The sequence below is a fragment of the Luteibacter sp. W1I16 genome, assembly GCF_050434905.1.
Classification (GTDB): domain Bacteria; phylum Pseudomonadota; class Gammaproteobacteria; order Xanthomonadales; family Rhodanobacteraceae; genus Luteibacter.
On record NZ_JBNDJJ010000001.1, the window covers coordinates 933,087 to 951,567 of the forward strand.

The window sequence follows — 18,481 nt, forward strand, 5'->3', positions numbered from 1 at the left end:
CCCACCAGCCATCCGGACCGGCCCCACCAGGCAATCCGGATCGGCTCCCACCAGGGTCAGGGGGACCATGTGGGAGCCGACCCTGTCGGCGATGGATCTCGCCTCAGACCGGAATCTGCGCCAGCTGCGCCAGACGGCGGACGGCAACCGAGGCGATCGGATAATCCGCGTTCTGGGTGAGGATCTCCGCCAGCATCGCCCGGGTGTACTTCAGCGTGGCGTCGTCGCGCTCCAGCCACGCCTTGACCGGGCTGACGTCCGTACGGTCGCCGGCGACGCCGAGCACCTGCAAGGCCAGCGCGCGATGCTGGGCGTTGAGTTCGTCCAACAGCGAGCCACGTGCCTGCGCATGCCACGCACCTTCCACGGGCAGGGCCTCGATCTGGCCACGCAGCCATTCCAGGTCGAGCGCCTCGGCCAGTTCGTAGAACACCTTGGCGACGCTCGCGATGTCCTTGCCGCTCTGCTTCGACACCTCGACCATGTCAAGAGCAGCACGCAGCACTGGCACCCGGGCCAGGCGGATCGACAGCTCGTTCGGCACGCCGAGGCCTTCCCATTTTTCCTGGCTGGCGGCGAAGTCGCCGCGACCCGTATCGGTGAGGGCATCCGGCAAGGCCTTGCGCAACGTGGTGACCTCGCTCGCGTAACGGTCGACGTTCGCCGCGATGTCGAGCGAACCACCCGGCCGGTTCAGCAGCCAACGGGTGAGATGGCGCAGCAACGACCAGATATGCAGGATGGCGTCGATCTGCGTGTCTTCCGCGACCTTGCCGTCCAGCGCCTCGATCTCAGCCCACAGGTCGCGGGCATCGAGGATCTCGCGCGCCGCCGTATAGGCCTTCGCGATGGAGGCCGGGCCGTGACCGGTATCCTCCTGCATGCGCATCATGAACGTCGCGCCCATGCGGTTGATCGTCGAGTTGGTGACCGCCGTGGCGATGATCTCGCGCTTCAGGCGATGGCGCTGCATGTGCTCGGCGTACTTCTCGTGCAGCGGCACGGGGAAGTAACGGACCAGCTCGCGCGAGAGGTACGGGTCTTCCGGCACGTCGGAATCCAGCAGCTGCTGGAACAGGCGGATCTTGTCGTAGGACAGCAGCACCGACAGTTCAGGCCGGGTGAGGCCCTGGCCACGCTGCTTGCGCTCCGCCAGTTCGGCGGCCGTCGGCAGCGATTCGACCTGGCGGTCGAGCATGCCTTCGGCTTCCAGCGTGCTGATGAAGTGGGCCATCGAGCCGAGGCGGCGCACCGACTGGTGCTCCATCACGGTGATCGCCTGGTTCTGCCGGTAGTTGTCCCACAGGACAAGGCGGGCGACCTCATCGGTCATCTCGGCCAGCTGCTTGTTGCGGCCCTCGAAGCTCAGCTCGCCGCGCTGCACGGCGTCGTTCAGCAGGATCTTGATGTTCACCTCGTGATCGGAGGTGTCCACGCCGGCCGAATTGTCGATGAAGTCCGTATTCAACAGCACCCCGGACTGCGCGGCTTCGATGCGGCCCTTCTGGGTCATGCCCAGGTTGCCGCCCTCGCCCACGATCTTGCAACGCAGCTCGCTACCGTTGACGCGCAGGGCGTTGTTGGCACGATCGCCGACATCGGCATGCGTTTCGCTGGTGGCTTTGACGTAGGTACCGATACCGCCGTTCCAGAGCAGGTCGACCGGCGCCTTGAGGATCGCCGAAAGCAGATCGGTCGGCGCCATGTGCGTGGCGTCGGAACGAATGCCCAGCGCGGCACGGACCTCCGGTGACACGGGGATCGATTTGGCACTGCGCGGGTAAACGCCGCCACCCGCCGAGATCAGCGACTTGTCGTAGTCGTCCCACGAAGAGCGCGGCAAGGCGAACATGCGCTGGCGCTCGGCGAACGACTTCGCCGCGTCCGGGTTCGGATCGAGGAAGATGTGGCGATGGTCGAAAGCGGCCAGCAGGCGGATCTTCTCCGACAGCAGCATGCCGTTGCCGAAGACGTCGCCGGACATGTCGCCCACGCCGACCACGGTGAATTCCCCGGTCTGGCAATCGCGGCCCAGCGCGCGGAAATGACGCTTTACCGATTCCCAGGCACCCTTGGCCGTGATGCCCATGCCCTTGTGGTCGTAACCGTTCGATCCGCCCGAGGCGAAGGCGTCGTCCAGCCAGAAGCCGTGCTCGCTGGAAATCGCGTTGGCGATGTCGGAGAACGTCGCGGTGCCCTTGTCGGCCGCGACCACCAGGTACGGGTCGTCGTCGTCGTGGCGCACGACATCGTGTGGCGGCACCACCTTGCCCTCGACGAGGTTGTCGGTGATGTCGAGCAGTCCGTTGATGAACATGCGATAGCAGGCGATGCCCTCGGCAAGCTGCGCATCGCGATCACCGCCCGTCGGCGGCCGCTTCACGAAGAAGCCACCCTTCGAGCCCACCGGCACGATGACGGTGTTCTTCACCATCTGCGCCTTGACCAGGCCGAGCACCTCGGTACGGAAATCCTCGCGGCGATCGGACCAGCGCAGGCCGCCGCGGGCGACGGAACCGAAGCGCAGGTGGATGCCTTCCACGCGCGGTGCATAGACGAAGATCTCGCGGAACGGCACCGGCTTGGCCAGGTCCGGCACCTTGTGCGAATCGAATTTGAAGCTGATGTAAGGACGGAACGCGCCGTCCCAGGCCTGGAAGAAATTCGTGCGCAGCGTGGCGTGCACGAGCGAAATGAAGCTGCGCAGGATGCGGTCTTCGTCGAGGCTCGACACGTTGTCGAGCAGCGCGTTGATCGCCTCTTCCACCGCTGTCATCTGTTCGGCGCGCGGGCGGCTGAGCGAAGCGACGAGGTTGCCGATGAGCCCGGGCTGCGCGGCGAGCGTGTCCGGGTCCATCAGCGCATGCATTTCGTGGGAAAGCAGGCTTTCCGCACGTTCGCGTTCGGCACCGCCGAGACTTTCCCGGCGAGGATCGAAGCGCACGTTGAACAACTCTACGATCAGGCCGGCGATGGCGGGATAACGGTTGAGCGCGTCTTCCATGTACGCCTGGGAGAACGCAACGCCCGTCTGCAACAGGTACTTGCAATAGCTGCGCAACACGGCCACCTGGCGCCAGCCGAGCTTGGCACCGAGGACGAGGCGGTTGAAGCCGTCGTTTTCCGCGTTGCCACGCCAGATCTGCTCGAAAGCGTCTTCGAAGATCGCGCCGACCTGCTCCACCTCGAAGGCGAGGCGGCCGACCGGCTGCACCTCGAAATCCTGGATGTAGAGCAAGCCGTCCGCCTGCTTCACTTCGTACATGTGCTCGGTGAGCACGCGCAGGCCGAGGTTCTCCAACTGCGGCAGCACCTCGGAAAGGGCGATGTCGGAACCGGAACGGTAGACCTTGAAGCGCAGTTCCTCCGGCCGGTGCGGCGGGTGGTAGAACGACATGCTGATGGCATCGGGGCCATCGAGGCCGGCCAGCGCGCGCACGTCGGCGGCGGCGACCTGGGGCGATACTTCGTCGACGTAGCCGGCGGGCAAGCTCTTGCCGTAGCGATTGGCAAGGATGATGCCCTGCTGCTCGCCCGAGGTTTCGATGAGCCGGTCACGCAGTTCGTCGTACCAGTTGCGCGCGATCGAGACGATCTGCGCTTCGATGCCCGCCGCGTCGTACACGGGATGGTCGCCGATGCGCGGACGGACCACGACGTGCAGGCGCACCAGGGCGGCTTCGCCCATCAGCACCGCGGAATCGACGTGCTCGCCGTGGAAGGCGTCGCGCAGCACGTTTTCCACGCGCTCGCGCACGGACGTGTTGAAGCGGTCGCGCGGAATGTAGACAAGGCAGGAGAAGAACCGGCCGTAGCTGTCGCGGCGGATGAACAGGCGCGTGCGCGTGCGCTGGGCCAGTTCGAGCAAGCCCATCGAGAGGGCGTAGAGTTCGTCGGTGCTGCACTGGAACAGTTCTTCGCGCGGCAGCGTGTCGAGGATGTGGCGCAGGGCCTTGCCCGAATGCGAATCGCGCTTGAGCCCCGAGCGGTTCATCACCGCCTCGCACTTCTCGCGCACCAGCGGCACGTGCTGCGGATGAGCCATGTACGCGTTGGACGAGAACAGGCCGAGGAAGCGCTGCTCCGCGACGGGCCGGCCCTTGTCGTCGAACTTGAGGACGCCGACGTAATCCATGTAACCCGCGCGATGCATGGGGGACCGGGCGTTGGTCTTGGTCAGGATGATCGCGTCCGTGGAGCCCGAGCGTGGCAACTCGCTGGCGACCAGGGTGCGCAACGAACGCGGCGCGAGCGAACGCTCCGCTGCGCGCAGGATGCCCAGCCCCGACCCTTCGACGGTCTTCAGCACCTCGTCGCCCGCATCGGCCGACACTTCATACTCGCGGTAACCCATGAAGGTGAAATGGTCGTCGGCGACCCAGCGCAGGAACTCGCTCGCCTCGCGGATCTCCTCGGCGGTGTACGGCAGCGAGCGCTGGCCGAGTTCGTCGGCGATCTGGACCATCTTCCCGCGCATCGCGCGCCAGTCGTCCACGGCCTCGCGGACATCGGACAGCGCGGTCTCGACGTTCGCCCTGAGGGTGTCGAGTTCGGTGTCGTCGATGCGGTCGATCTCGAAACGCATGATCGACTCGGTCTTCTCCCCCGCCCCCATCGATTCGAGCAGGCCGGCCGGCGAACGCACCACGGGCACCACCGGGTGGATGATCGCGTGGATGTCGGCGTGCGCGGCGGCCACCATGGACACCGTGTCGACCAGGAAGGGCATGTCGTCGGTGACGACCTCGACCACGGCACGACTGCCGGACACGCCGGGGTTGTAGACCCTGACCTTGGCCTTGCCGGGCGGACGCTCACGGGCGAAGGCCAGCAGGTCGGCGATCAGCGCGGCCCAGCGTGCCGGCGCATGCAAGGCGTGGTCGGCGGGGGCGATCCGGTCGAAGAAGGCCTCGATAAAAAAGCGCGCCTCGTCGAGGCGCTCCGCGGGGTGGTCCAGCTTTTTCAGTTCATCGAAGACAACGGCATGGAACGGGCCGTTTTCGGCAGCGCGAATCGCATTCATGGGCGGATTGTCGATGTGGGGAGTCGGAAAATCCGTGAAAGCATAGCTCTCACCGATGTCATGTAGCCACACTGGATCACATCGGCTGTTGCCGTTTTTTCACCGCGTTGCGGCATCCTCGTGGCCTCGTTTCGAGAAAGCAGGCTTGGCGGGCACCTCCGGCCGTTCCGTGCATCGCAACAATTCGGACGCGAATGTGCGCGATGCCCGTTGACGCTGGGGAGAGGTAATTCTAAACTGGACGGTATAGTCCAGCAGGTTCAGCTAATGTCGCACCTGGAGACCCGCCCGGCATCGGACCACCAGCAGCGGGTGCTACAGGCGGCGTGTTCGTTGTTCCTGCGCGATGGTTACCGCGTAAGCATGGGAGCCGTGGCACGCGAGGCGGGTGTGTCCAAGCAAACCGTGTATGCGCACTTCGATAATAAGGACAACCTGTTCCACGCCGCCGTCGAACAACTCGTCTTGCCCCTCCACGCGAGCCTTGCCCCTGAGAGCCGCGGCCTGGCCTCGACGCTCCATGCCCTGGCCCAGGCGCACCAGACCTACGTGATGGACCACGCGCACGTGGCGCTGGGCCGCATGTTGATCGCGGAGGCGCCGCGCTTTCCGGCGGCGGCGAGGACGTTCTTCCGCACTGCGATCGACACGGTCGCGGTGCGGCTCGCGCGCTGCATGGCCGAGGCGATGGACCACGGCCGCATGCGCCGCGAGGACCCGGAAGTGGCCGCGGAGTTGTTCCTGTCCATGTTGCACGGGCTGGAAGGGGATCGACGCCTCTTCGGTATCCGCGCAAGAGGCCGGAAGGCACAGGACGACTGGGCCCAACACGCGGTAACAGTATTTATGCACGCGTACGACATCCTCCCGGATGAGCCGGCGCGAACGAACAAGAAACCTGGAAAAGGAACGGAGTTCTCATGAATCCCCTGCCCCTGCGCTCGTCCCTGCTGGCCCTCGGCCTCGCCGCGGCGCTTGCCGCCTGCCACAAGCAGGAAGCTCCCCAGCAGCCGCCTCCGCCGGAAGTCGGCGTCATCACCGCCCAGCCCCAGGACACTCCGCTGGTCCAGGACCAGGTCGGCCGCGTCTCGGCATTCCGCACCGCCGATGTGCGCGCACGCGTGCCCGGCATCCTCCTGCACCGCCTCTACGAGGAAGGTACGGACGTCAAGGCCGGGCAGAAGCTGTTCCAGATCGATCCGCAGCCGCTCAAGGCCGAACTGGACTCGCAGCTGGCCGTGCTCGCCTCCGCTCGCGCCACGGCGGTCAACAGCAAGGCCCAGGCCGACCGCGCACGCGGCCTTATCGGCAAGAACTACGTATCCCGCCAGGACCTCGACACGGCGGAAGCCAACGAGCGCACGGCGCTCGCCTCGGTGAAGCAGGCCGAAGCCAACGTCCAGTCCGCGCGGATCAACCTCGGCTTCACCGACGTGGTCTCGCCGATCGATGGCCGCGCCGGCCAGCAGCAGGTGACCGAGGGCGCCCTGGTCGGTCAGAGCGATACCACCCTGCTCACCCAGGTGGACGAGATCGACAAGGTGTACGTGAACTTCAGCGTGTCGGTGGCCGATCTCGACGCCATGCGCCGCGCCGCCGCCAACGGCGCCGCGACGCTCTCGCCGACGGACAAGGCCACCGTGCGCATCCAGCTGCCGGACGGTTCCGACTTCGGCGAGCAGGGGGTGCTCGACTTCTCCTCGGCCACGGTGAATCCGCAGACCGGCACGGTGAACCTGCGCGCGCAGCTCGCCAATCCCGACCTGCGCCTGCTGCCCGGCCAGTTCGTGACCGTGAAGGCCACCCTGGGCGACCTGCACAACGTGTTCCTGGTACCCCAGGCCGCGGTGCTGCGCGACGCCAACGATGCCTACGTGATGGTCGTCGGCGAAGGCCACGCGAAGGACCCGCAGACCGGCAAGGACGTCACCGTGCCTTCGGCCGCCGTGCGCCGCCCTGTCAAGACCGATCGTCTCAGCGGCGCCAATTGGGTGGTCACGGGCGGTCTGAAGCCAGGCGACCAGATCATCGTCCAGGGCCTGCCGAAGGCGCGCGACAACGCTCCGGTGAAGGCATCGCCCGCGCAGGCAACCCCGGCTCCGGCCGAGGGCGGTCCTGCCGCCGCCCCCGCCGGCAAGCAGTAAGGGAGTTCTCTCATGCCGAGTTTCTTCATCGACCGCCCCATCTTCGCGTGGGTCGTGGCGATCCTGATCAGCCTTTGCGGCACGATCTCCCTGCTGAACATGGGTATCGAGTCGTATCCGAACATCGCCCCGCCGCAGGTCGTCGTCACGGCGACCTACCCGGGCGCGAGCGCGGACACGACCGAAAAGACCGTGACCCAGGTGATCGAGCAGCAGCTGACCGGTATCGACCACCTGCTCTACTTCAGTTCCGCGTCGAGCTCCAGCGGCACGGCCACCGTGACGCTCACCTTCGAGACGGGTACGGATCCCGACATCGCCCAGGTGCAGGTGCAGAACAAGGTGTCGCTCGCGACGCCGCGCCTTCCGGCGGAAGTGACCCAGCAGGGCGTCGTGGTGGCGAAGTCGAATCCCGACTTCCTGATGTTCATCGCGTTGACCTCCACCAACCCCGCCATCGACGGCAATCGCCTGACCGACATCGTCTCCTCGCAGGTGCTCGACCAGATCGCCCGTATCCCGGGCGTCGGCAGTACGCGCCAGCTCGGTGCCGAATACGGCATGCGCGTGTGGCTGAATCCGGACAAGCTGCGTGGTTACGGCCTCTCGGCCAGCGACCTGCGTAACGCGCTCAGCACGCAGAACGTCCAGTTCGCCGCCGGTTCGATCGGTACCGACCCGGCCGTGAACGGCCAGGGTTTCAGTGCCACGGTGTCGGCGGAAGGACGCTTCACCACGCCCGAGGAATTCTCGGACATCATCCTGCGTGCCAACAACGACGGTACCGTCGTGCGCCTGAAGGACGTGGCCCGCGTGGAGCTGGGTCCGCAGACCTACGGCTTCAACGCGCAGTGGAACGGCACGCCCACCGGTTCGTTCGGTGTGCAGCTGCTGCCCGGCGCCAACGCGCTGGACGTGGCCAATGCCGTGCGCGCCAAGATGGACGAGCTGTCCCGCAGCTTCCCCGAAGGAGTGACCTGGTTCGCTCCGTACGACACGACCAAGTTCGTGACGATCTCGATCGAGGAAGTGGTGCACACCCTCGTCGAGGCGGTGATCCTGGTCTTCCTGGTGATGCTGCTGTTCCTGCAGAACTTCCGCGCCACGATCATCCCCACCCTGGTCATCCCGGTGGCCCTGCTCGGCACCTTCCTGGGCCTGTCGCCACTCGGCTTCACGGTGAACCAGCTGACCCTGTTCGGCATGGTGCTGGCGATCGGTATCGTGGTCGACGACGCGATCGTCGTGATCGAGAACGTCGAGCGCATCATGTCCGAGGAAGGACTCTCGCCGAAGGAAGCGACACGCAAGGCGATGGGCCAGATCACCGGCGCCGTGATCGCGATCACCGTGGTGCTGGCGGCCGTGTTCGTGCCCTCGGCGCTGCAGCCGGGCGCGTCGGGCATCATCTACAAGCAGTTCGCGCTGACCATCGCCGTGTCGATGGGCTTCTCGGCCTTCCTCGCGCTGTCGTTCACGCCGGCCCTTTGCGCCACGATCCTGCGGCATGAGCACGGCGAGAAGAAGAACGTCGTCTATCGCAAGTTCAACCAGCTGTTCGACTGGGTGCAGCACACCTACTCCGGCCACGTCGGCGGTGCGGTGCGCCACGCTCCCCGGTGGATGCTGGTGTTCGTGCTGATCGCCGTGCTGTGCGGCTTCCTGTTCACGCGCCTGCCGACCAGCTTCGTGCCGGACGAGGACCAGGGCTACGCATTGGCGATCGTGCAGCTGCCGCCGGGCTCCAGCCTGGCCCGTACCGAAAAGGTCATGGGCGACATGCGCGGCATCCTGCTAAAGGACGCCGCGGTCGACGGCATCTTCCAGATCTCCGGCTTCAGCTTCGTGGGTCAGGGCGAAAACGTCGGCATGACCTTCATCCGCCTGAAGGACTGGGGCGACCGTGACCTCACGGCCACCGAGTTCATCCAGCAGGCGAACGGCAAGATGCAGGCCGTGCGCGATGCCACGATCTTCGTCGTCAACCTGCCGACGATCCGCGGCCTCTCGCAGTTCGGCGGTATCGACATGTACCTGCAGGCACGTGCCGGCCAGTCGCGCGACGAGCTGACCCAGGCCCGCAACATGCTCCTCGGCGCGGCCGCGCAGAACTCCGCCCTGGTGGGTGTGCGCCCGAACACGCTCGAGGACGCACCGCTGCTGCAGTTGCAGGTGGACCGTACGCAGGCACAGACGATGGGTCTCTCGGTCAGCGACATCTATACCGCGATCCAGCTCACGCTGGCTCCGGTGTACGTCAACGACTTCTCCTACGGCGGACGCGTGAAGCGCGTGATGCTGCAGGCGGACGCGCCGTATCGCATGGGCACCGACGCCTTCCAGCACATCTTCACGCCGAGCACGCTGGCCTCGTCGTCGACCGGCACGAGCACCTCGTCGACGGTCGCCAGTGCCTCCACGGCGCTGGACAACGCCATGATCCCGCTGTCGAGCGTGGTCAGCTCGAAGTGGACGCTGGCCGCACCGACACTCAACCGCTACAACGGTTACTCGGCCGTGGAAATCGTCGGCAACCAGGCCCCGGGTTACTCCACCGGCCAGGCGATGGCCATCGTCGAAGGCATCGTCAACGACAAACTGCCCAAGGGCTTCGGTTATGACTGGACAGGCCAGTCGTACCAGGAAATCCTCTCCGGCAACTCGTCGACGCTGCTGCTGGCGCTGTCGGTCGTGATCGTGTTCCTCTGCCTCGCCGCGCTGTACGAGAGTTGGTCGATCCCGGTGTCCGTGCTGTTGGTGGTGCCGCTGGGCATCCTCGGCACCGTGGTCTTCTCGATGCTTCGTGGCCTGCCGAACGACATCTACTTCAAGATCGGCATGATCACCGTCATCGGCTTGGCGGCGAAGAACGCGATCCTGATCGTCGAGTTCGCGGTGGAACAGCAACAGGAAGGCAAGACGCTGCGCGAAGGCGTGATCGAAGCCGCGAGACTGCGACTGCGCCCCATCCTGATGACGTCGCTGGCCTTCATCCTCGGCGTGTTCCCGCTGGCGATCTCCACTGGCGCGGGTGCCAACTCCCGCCACGCGATCGGTACGGGCGTCATCGGCGGCATGCTGTTCGCCACCTTCCTCGGCCTTCTGCTGATTCCGGTGTTCTACGTCAGCGTTCGCCGCATGCTGGGCGACAAGCTGGACGAGGTGTCCGGCAAGATGCCCCACCATGGAGGCGATCCCGACGGACAGGGGCCCCATGGCGGCAACCCCTCGCCGAACGTGGGGCCACACGCCCCGAATGTAGGCGACGTCACCGCCTTCGACTCGGACCCGCGACGCGGAACCGACCGACCGTAACAAGAGGAGCCCGGCGAAAGCCGGGCTTCTTCTTTGTGGAATCGCACCGCCGGCGCGCGCAGGTGGGAACCGGCTGCCCTGGTGGGAGCCGACCTTGTCGGCGATTGGGTGCTTGCCTCGAACTGGCCCGCTGCCGCGGGTTCGCCGACAAGGTTGGCTCCCACAAACAGCGTGCTCCGCGAATACATGAAGGCGCACGTGAAGTCATAGCGGGAATGCGGATAAGCTGCGTGGGCGGCAACACCCGTCCCATCAGGAGTTCCAGATGATCGATCACACCGGCGTCACCGTCAGCGACTTCGAGCGCAGCAAGGCGTTCTACCAGAAGGCATTGGGTGCGATCGGCTACGAGTTGCTGGCGATCTTCCCGGCGTCCAGCACCGGCCACACCGACGTCGCCGGGTTTGGCGAAGGTGGCAAGCCCGACTTCTGGATCTACAAGGGCGAACCGAACCAGCCGCCCGTACATGTCGCCTTCCGCGTCGCGTCGATGCAACTGGTGCGTGCCTTCCACGAGGCCGCGCTCGCCGCGGGCGGCCGTGACAATGGTCCGCCGGGGCCGCGTTCGCACTATCACGCGGGATATTACGGTGGCTTCGTGCTCGACCCGGACGGCCATAACATCGAGGCGGTCTTTCACTCCGCCTGAGCCGTCCATCCCTGGACGACGGACCGGGCGTTAACGCAACCCGGTTTCGGCGCGCGCGATCACCAGGCGCTGGATCTCGCTGGTGCCTTCGTAGATCTCGGTGATCTTCGCGTCGCGGAAATAGCGCTCCAGCGGCATTTCCTTCGAGTAACCCATTCCACCGTGGATCTGCACGGCCTGGTGGGTAATCCACATCGCGGCTTCGGAAGCGACCAGCTTGGCCATCGACGCCTCGGTGCCGAAGCGGCCGCCATTCTTGTCGGTCTGCGCCTTGGTCCATGCCGCGCGCAGCGTCAGCAGCAGGGCCGCGTCCAGCTTGCACTTCATGTCGGCGATCTTGGCCTGGGTCATCTGGAACGTGCCGATCGGATGCCCGAACGCCTTGCGATCGCGCGACCACTGCAACGTGGCCTCATAGGCCGCACGCGCGATGCCGACGGCCTGCGAGGCGATGCCGATACGGCCCGCATCGAGCACGCCCATGGCGATGGCGAAGCCCTTGCCCTCTTCGCCCAGCATGTCTTCCTTCGGGCACACGTAGTCGTGGAACTCGATTTCGCAGGTGGCCGAGGCGCGGATACCGAGCTTCGGCTCGGTCTTGCCGGCGAGGAAGCCTTCCCGCGCGGTGTCGATGATGAAGGCGGAGACGCCGCGCGCACCGATCCCCGGCGTGGTCACGGCGAACAGCACGATGTAGCGCGCCACGGGGCCGGAGGTGATCCAGCTCTTCTTGCCGTTGATGACCCAGTCGCCGTCGGCGTTCTTCACCGCGCGGGTGTGCATGTTCGAGGCGTCCGAACCGGACTGCGGTTCCGTGAGCGCATAGGCGCCGATGGCCTCGCCCGAGGCGATGGCGCGCACGTACTTCTGCTTCTGCTCTTCGGTGCCGTTCTTCAGGATGCCGTTGCAGAACAGGGAATTGTTCACCGACATGATCGTGGAGGTGGCGGCGTCGGCCGCGGCGATCTCGACCATGGCCAGCACGTAGGAGACCGGGTCCATGCCCGCGCCGCCGTACGCCTCCGGCACCTCGATGCCCATCAGGCCCAACTGGCCCATTTCCTGGATGTTCTCGAGCGGAAATTCACCCTTCGCGTCGAATTCGGCGGCCACGGGGGCGATGCGTTTCTGTGCGAAATCGCGGGCGATGGACTGGATCGACAGCTGGTCGTCGGTAAAGCGGAAATCCATGGTGTTCCTCGCGCCGGCCTGACGGGCGGCAAAGTCTTGGGGTGGAGACAAGCCCACCATTGTAACGGTCGTTCGATCTACCGCCGCCGTGCACTGCAACATGGCTTGACGCCCGGCCGCGCAGGCCGCATTCTACGTATCTCTGTATCGCGATATAAGGATGTTGGATGGATCTGTCGACGGCCTCCACGGTGCTCCGGCTCCTGGCCGATCCCACCCGCGTCCGCCTGCTCGCCCTGCTGGACCGCGAGGAGCTGACCGTGGCCGAACTGGCCGCGGTGCTGCACCTGGCCCAGCCGCGCGTATCGACGCACCTCGCCAAGCTGAAAGAGGCTGAACTCGTGCGCGATCGCCGCGCCGGCGTGTCCGCCTATTATCGAGCCAACGCCGAGGCCGATCCCACCCTCGCCGCCCTTGTCGCCTCGCTGCGCGACACGCTGAGCGACGCCCTGTTGCGCGAGGATGCCGAACGCCTGCCCGCCGTGCTCGCCCAGCGCGCCCGTGCCGAAGGCTGGGCGGACACGGTCGCCGGCGACATGGAGCGGCATTATTCCCCCGGCCGCACGTGGGAAACCCTCGCGCGGTCGCTTCTGCAATTGCTCGCCACCGGCGATGTGCTGGACATCGCTTCGGGTGACGGCGTCACTGCCGAACTGCTCGCTCCGCACGCGCATTCGATCGTCTGCATCGACAGTTCCGAGCGTGTCGTCGACGCGGCGCGCCAGCGCCTGTCGAGCTTCACCAATGTCGACGTGCGCACGGGCGACATGCATGCGCTCGACCTGGGCGGCCGGCAGTTCGATCTTGTCCTGCTGCTGCACGCCCTCACCTACTCCGAGCAGCCGCAAAAAGTCTTCGATGAAGTGACGCGCGTGCTGAAGCCGGGCGGACGCCTGCTCGCTTCCACGCTCGGTGAACACGACCACCGCGCCGTCGTCGAACCCTTCGACCACCGCAACCTCGGTTTCACCTGCGACGGTCTCACGGCCATGGCCCGGAAGGCCGGGCTGGACGTGGTCAGCTGCGAGCGCCTCAGCCGCGAACGCCGCGCCCCCCATTTCGAAGTCATCAGTCTTCTCGCGCGCAAGCCCTGAGCGGAGATACGCCCCATGAAAAACCTTCCCTGGCTCCATCCCGATCGCGTCGCCCTGATCCAGAAGGGCCTCGCCGAACGCATCATGATCCTCGACGGCGGCATGGGCACCATGCTGCAGGGACACCAACTGGATGAATCTGGTTATCGCGGCGAGCGCTTCGCGGGCGGCAACGACAGCACGCACGAACACGGTCACGATCACCCTGGCGAGGGCGACCTCAAGGGCAACAACGACCTGCTCCTGCTGACCCAGCCCGACATCATCCGCGGCGTGCACATGGCGTACCTCGAAGCCGGTGCGGATTTCGTCGAGACGAACACCTTCAACGCCACGCGCGTCAGCCAGGCCGATTACCACCTCGAACACCTCGTGCCCGAGCTGAATCGCGAAGGCGCGCGCATCGCCCGCGAAGCCTGCGACGAGATGACCCGGCGCACGCCGGACAAGCCGCGCTTCGTCATCGGCGTGCTCGGCCCGACCAGTCGCACCGCATCGATTTCGCCCGATGTGAACGATCCCGGCTTCCGCAACGTGACGTTCGAGGAACTGACCGCGAACTACGTCGAAGCCGCGCGTGCCCTGATCGAGGGCGGCGCGGATACGATCATGGTCGAGACCATCTTCGATACGCTCAACGCGAAGGCCGCGCTGTTCGCGCTGAGCGAACTGTTCAACGAGCTCGGCGCGCGCGTGCCCGTGATGATCTCGGGCACGATCACCGACCGCTCGGGGCGCACGCTGTCCGGCCAGACCGCGGAAGCGTTCTTCTATTCCGTGGAGCATATCCAGCCACTGTCGGTGGGCCTCAACTGCGCGCTCGGCGCGGATGACCTGCGGCCGCACGTGCAGATGCTCGCACGCATCGCCGGCAGCGCCGTGAGCACGCATCCGAACGCGGGCCTTCCGAACGCGTTCGGCGAATACGACGAGACGCCGGAGAGCATGGCCGCGACCATCCGCGACTTCGCCGCCGACGGCCTGATCAATATCGTGGGCGGCTGCTGTGGCACGACCCCCGCCCATATCGCGGCGATCGCCGCCGCCGTGGCGCCCTACCCGCCACGTGTTCCCAAGGACACCGCACAAGCCGCATGAGCATTCGATACACGCGCCTGTCAGGCCTCGAGCCGCTGGTCCTCACGCCGGACCTCAATTTCATCAACGTCGGCGAACGTACCAACGTCACCGGCTCGGCCCAGTTCCGCAAGCTGATCAAGGAAGGCCGTTACGAGGAAGCGGTGGACGTCGCGCGCCAGCAGGTGGAGAACGGGGCGCAGATCCTCGACGTGAACATGGACGAGGGCCTCATCGATTCCGAAGCGGCGATGACGCGCTTCATCAACCTGATCTCGTCCGAGCCCGACATCGCCCGCGTGCCGATCATGGTGGATTCCTCCAAGTGGAGCGTGATCGAAGCCGGCCTGCGCTGCATGCAGGGCAAGGGCATCGTGAATTCCATCTCGATGAAAGAAGGCGAAGCCGCCTTCCTCGATCATGCGCGCAAGGTTCGCCAGTATGGCGCCGCCGTGGTCGTGATGGCCTTCGACGAGTCTGGCCAGGCCGACACGAAGGAGCGCAAGATCGAGATCTGCTCGCGCGCCTACGAGCTGCTGGTGAACGAGCTGGACTTCCCCCCGGAAGACATCATCTTCGATCCGAACATCTTCGCCATCGCCACCGGCATCGAGGAACACAACAACTACGCGGTGGATTTCATCGAGGCGACGCGCGAGCTGAAGAAGCGTTTCCCTTCGTCGCATGTGTCCGGCGGCGTCTCCAACGTATCGTTCTCGTTCCGCGGCAACAACCCGGTGCGCGAGGCTATCCATTCCGTGTTCCTCTACCACGCGATCGCCGCGGGCATGGACATGGGCATCGTCAACGCCGGTGCGCTGGCGATCTACGACGACCTGCCGGAAGAACTGCGAGAGCGCGTCGAAGATGTCGTGCTGAATCGCCGCCCCGATGGTACCGAGCGCCTGCTCGAGATCGCCGATCGCTACAAGGGCGGCAAGGGCGAGGTGGCGGTGGAGACCGCCGCATGGCGCGACAAGCCCGTCGTCGAGCGGTTGACGCATGCGCTCGTGCACGGCATCGACCAGTTCGTGGTGGAGGACACGGAAGAGGCACGCCTGGTCGCACGGCGCCCGCTCGACGTGATCGAGGGGCCTCTGATGGCCGGCATGAACGTGGTGGGCGACCTGTTCGGCGCCGGCAAGATGTTCCTGCCCCAGGTGGTGAAATCCGCGCGCGTGATGAAGAAAGCCGTGGCGCACCTGATTCCCTATATCGAGGAAGAGAAGCTGCGTTCCGGCGATGCCGGCAAGAATAACGGCAAGATCGTGCTCGCCACGGTCAAGGGCGACGTCCACGACATCGGCAAGAACATCGTCGGCGTGGTGCTCCAGTGCAACAACTTCGAGGTAATCGACCTCGGCGTGATGGTGCCGACGCAGAAGATCCTCGATACCGCGCGCGCCGAGAACGCCGACATCATCGGCCTCTCCGGCCTGATCACGCCTTCGCTGGAAGAAATGAGCCAGGTCGCTCGCGAGATGGAGCGGCAGGATTTCCGCGTGCCGCTGATGATCGGCGGCGCGACGACGTCGCGCGCGCACACCGCGCTGCGCATCGAGCCGCATTACAAGTCCCCCACCGTGTGGGTGAAGGACGCGTCACGAGCCGTCGGCGTCGCGCAGTCGCTGGTCAGCAAGGACCTCGTCGACGAGTTCATGACCAAGGTGCGCGCCGAGTACGCGGAGGTGCGCGACCGCCACAAGAGCCGCGGCGCGGGCAAGCAACTGGTGCCCCTTTCGAAGGCCCGCGCCCAGCGCTACACGGGCGACTGGCAGGCATACACGCCGCCCGCGCCACGCGTGCCCGGCATCACGGTGTTCGACGACTACGACCTCGCCGAATTGCGCGGCTATATCGACTGGTCGCCGTTCTTCAACGCATGGGAGCTTGCCGGCAAGTTCCCGGCCATCCTCGACGACGAGATCGTCGGGCCGCAGGCCACCGAGCTCTACAACGATGCGCAAGCGATGCTCGACAAGCTCATCGCCGGGAAGTGGCTCACGGCCAAGGGCGTGATCGGCTTCTGGCCCGCCGCGCAGTCGGGTGACGACATCGAGGTCTACGCCGACGCGGGCACCGGCAAGCGCAAGGCGATGGCCACCCTGCACCACTTGCGCCAGCAGGTGGACAAGCCCGCGGATCGTCCAGACTTCTGCCTGTCGGATTTCGTCGCGCCAAAGGACAGCGGTGTACAGGACTGGATCGGCGGCTTCGCCGTGACCGCGGGCATCGGCATCGACGAGCATGTGGCGCGCTTCGAGGCGGTGCACGATGACTACTCGTCGATCCTGCTCAAGGCTCTCGCCGACCGTCTCGCGGAAGCCTTCGCCGAACGCATGCACGAACGCGTGCGCAAGGAGTTCTGGGGCTACCAGCCCGACGAGGCCCTGGATAATGACGCCCTGGTCGCGGAGCGGTACCGCGGCATCCGCCCGGCCCCAGGCTATCCCGCCTGTCCGGAGCATTCGGAAAAGCGGACGTTGTTCGACCTGCTGCAAGCCACCGAACACACGACGATCCAGCTCACCGACAGCTTCGCCATGTACCCCACGGCCGCCGTGTCCGGCTGGTATTTCTCCCACCCCGACAGCCAGTATTTCGTGGTCGGCCGGGTCAGTCGCGAACAGGTCGAGGACTACGCCCGTCGCAAGGGCTGGGAACGCCGCGAAGCCGAGCGCTGGCTAGCCCCCTACCTCGACTACGACCCCGACTGAAGACGGCTCCCGCCTTAGGGTAGGTCGCCACTGCTGGGAAGCCCCTGAACCTACCTTCGGGTGGGAAGCCGCTTAAGCGGCGATCGGCTGCTCGCCGAACCATCACCCGATCCCAGGCTCAAGTCTCCTCCGGCCCACCCGGCTTCACCGTCTCCCCGCGCTCGCGATGCTTCAAATGCGCGAACACGTTGTAAAACGACACAATCATCGGAAAAGCCGTCTGAATGATGCCAACGGAATCGTTCTTGCCCCAGATGAAGTAAGCCAGGGTCAGCACGCTGCCACTGACCGACAGGTACCAGAAGGACATCGGAACGGTGACCTTCTTGTTCTTCCGGGTCGCATAGAACTGGACGAACCAGCGCGCGGTGAAGAGCAGCGTGCCCAGGAGACCGATGATCTTCCAGGGCGTGAGGGTCAACAGGTGGAGGTCGGCAAGGGCTTCGTGCATGGCGGTGTCCGCTGGGTGAGCCGGCGCATTTTAGCCCCGGAAACCATGGTATGACCCAAAAGAAAACCCGGCGCGTGGCCGGGTCTTCAGGATTCGATGGTGGGCGGTACAAGGATCGAACTTGTGACACCTGCCGTGTGAAGGCAGTGCTCTACCGCTGAGCTAACCGCCCATCGAGCGGGGTATCATAATGTCTGTCTGGAAGCGGGTCAATCACCCGCGTCACCCTGTCGGCATGCAGTTCGCGCTGCTTGCCAACTTAGTGTTCACCAGGGAGCCAGACACTCCCAAGGTCACCCGTGACCCAGGGCTCTCGTTGTTGTTTAAACCTGCCCCACTGGTCTTCCCAGGCGCTCGCGCGCAAAACACGAACTGCATCGACGTCCTGGTGCCGTTTGCCACCGGCAGGCCCGTCTGTCCGAACGTGACAATATTCGCGTCGGTAGCCTGAATCGAAACATCGGTCGTGCTTGGCGTCGTACGCAGTAGAGTGTGTTTTGTCGCGTCGTACACCTGGTTGGCCCCAGCGGCCGACGCGTCATAAGCGTACATCAGGTAGCCAACGTCATAGTCTGGTCCACTAAGAGCGCACGTCTTCCCATCCGCGCTTCGACAGATCGAGACGAACTGACGTCGCGTCGCGGCTTCCGATCGTGAGAACTGCATGTCGCCCACCATCGTGTTAACGGCGTTGCTGACGCGTGCGCGCCGCATCGTGCCGCGAAAAGAAGGCACTGCGATAGCCATCAATACCCCGAGGACGGTCAGCGTGACCATCAACTCCAGGATCGTGAAGCCCTTGATCTTTCGGATCGTCATG

11 protein-coding genes and 1 tRNA gene are annotated in these 18,481 nt (G+C 65.4%); 7 read left to right on the forward strand and 5 right to left on the reverse strand.

What is annotated here, in order from left to right:
* Window positions 1–103 precede the first annotated feature (103 nt).
* A complete protein-coding gene (locus QFZ41_RS04180; RefSeq protein ID WP_429197593.1) occupies window positions 104–5,023 on the reverse strand; it encodes an NAD-glutamate dehydrogenase in 4,920 nt (1,639 codons plus the stop codon).
* Window positions 5,024–5,290: 267 nt separating this feature from the next.
* Between QFZ41_RS04180 and QFZ41_RS04185 the strand changes: the two genes are divergently transcribed.
* The 4 genes from QFZ41_RS04185 to QFZ41_RS04200 all read left to right on the forward strand — a co-directional run bounded on the left by QFZ41_RS04185 (window position 5,291) and on the right by QFZ41_RS04200 (window position 11,131).
* Complete coding sequence (locus QFZ41_RS04185; protein ID WP_429197594.1) at window positions 5,291–5,947, forward strand: TetR/AcrR family transcriptional regulator; 657 nt, start codon at window positions 5,291–5,293, stop codon at window positions 5,945–5,947.
* On the forward strand, window positions 5,944–7,167 hold the full coding sequence (locus tag QFZ41_RS04190; protein ID WP_429197595.1) for an efflux RND transporter periplasmic adaptor subunit: 1,224 nt from the start codon (window positions 5,944–5,946) through the stop codon (window positions 7,165–7,167). Before QFZ41_RS04185 ends, QFZ41_RS04190 begins: the two co-directional genes overlap by 4 nt.
* Before the next feature lie 12 nt (window positions 7,168–7,179).
* Entirely contained in the window at window positions 7,180–10,482 is a 3,303-nt protein-coding gene (locus tag QFZ41_RS04195) for a multidrug efflux RND transporter permease subunit (protein WP_429197596.1), read from the forward strand.
* A 265-nt stretch (window positions 10,483–10,747) separates the two neighbouring features.
* Window positions 10,748–11,131, forward strand: coding sequence for a VOC family protein (locus tag QFZ41_RS04200; RefSeq protein WP_429197597.1), 384 nt, complete (start codon window positions 10,748–10,750; stop codon window positions 11,129–11,131).
* 30 nt (window positions 11,132–11,161) lie between these two features.
* Here the strand turns inward: QFZ41_RS04200 and QFZ41_RS04205 are convergent, their stop codons facing one another.
* The gene (locus QFZ41_RS04205; protein WP_371022041.1) at window positions 11,162–12,322 is read right to left on the reverse strand and encodes an acyl-CoA dehydrogenase family protein; all 1,161 of its coding nucleotides are present in this window, start codon (window positions 12,320–12,322) and stop codon (window positions 11,162–11,164) included.
* 167 nt (window positions 12,323–12,489) lie between these two features.
* On the opposite strand from QFZ41_RS04205, the gene QFZ41_RS04210 reads away from it, so the two are divergent.
* The 3 genes from QFZ41_RS04210 to metH are packed head-to-tail and all read left to right on the forward strand — an operon-like array spanning window position 12,490 to window position 17,210.
* Window positions 12,490–13,416, forward strand: a complete 927-nt coding sequence (locus tag QFZ41_RS04210; RefSeq protein WP_429197598.1) for an ArsR/SmtB family transcription factor — start codon at window positions 12,490–12,492, stop codon at window positions 13,414–13,416.
* Window positions 13,417–13,431: 15 nt separating this feature from the next.
* Complete coding sequence (locus tag QFZ41_RS04215) at window positions 13,432–14,514, forward strand: homocysteine S-methyltransferase family protein (RefSeq protein ID WP_429197599.1); 1,083 nt, start codon at window positions 13,432–13,434, stop codon at window positions 14,512–14,514.
* The gene (metH, locus tag QFZ41_RS04220; RefSeq protein WP_429197600.1) at window positions 14,511–17,210 is read left to right on the forward strand and encodes a methionine synthase; all 2,700 of its coding nucleotides are present in this window, start codon (window positions 14,511–14,513) and stop codon (window positions 17,208–17,210) included. Before QFZ41_RS04215 ends, metH begins: the two co-directional genes overlap by 4 nt.
* A 118-nt stretch (window positions 17,211–17,328) precedes the next feature.
* On the opposite strand, the gene QFZ41_RS04225 is transcribed toward metH, so the two are convergent.
* From QFZ41_RS04225 to QFZ41_RS04235, 3 genes are all read right to left on the reverse strand, one after another.
* A complete protein-coding gene (locus tag QFZ41_RS04225; RefSeq protein ID WP_371022045.1) occupies window positions 17,329–17,661 on the reverse strand; it encodes a lipid-A-disaccharide synthase N-terminal domain-containing protein in 333 nt (110 codons plus the stop codon).
* Window positions 17,662–17,758: 97 nt separating this feature from the next.
* Window positions 17,759–17,833, reverse strand: a tRNA-Val gene (locus tag QFZ41_RS04230).
* Between the two features lie 50 nt (window positions 17,834–17,883).
* The gene (locus tag QFZ41_RS04235; protein WP_429197601.1) at window positions 17,884–18,480 is read right to left on the reverse strand and encodes a GspH/FimT family pseudopilin; all 597 of its coding nucleotides are present in this window, start codon (window positions 18,478–18,480) and stop codon (window positions 17,884–17,886) included.
* Between the last annotated feature and the right edge of the window lies 1 nt (window position 18,481).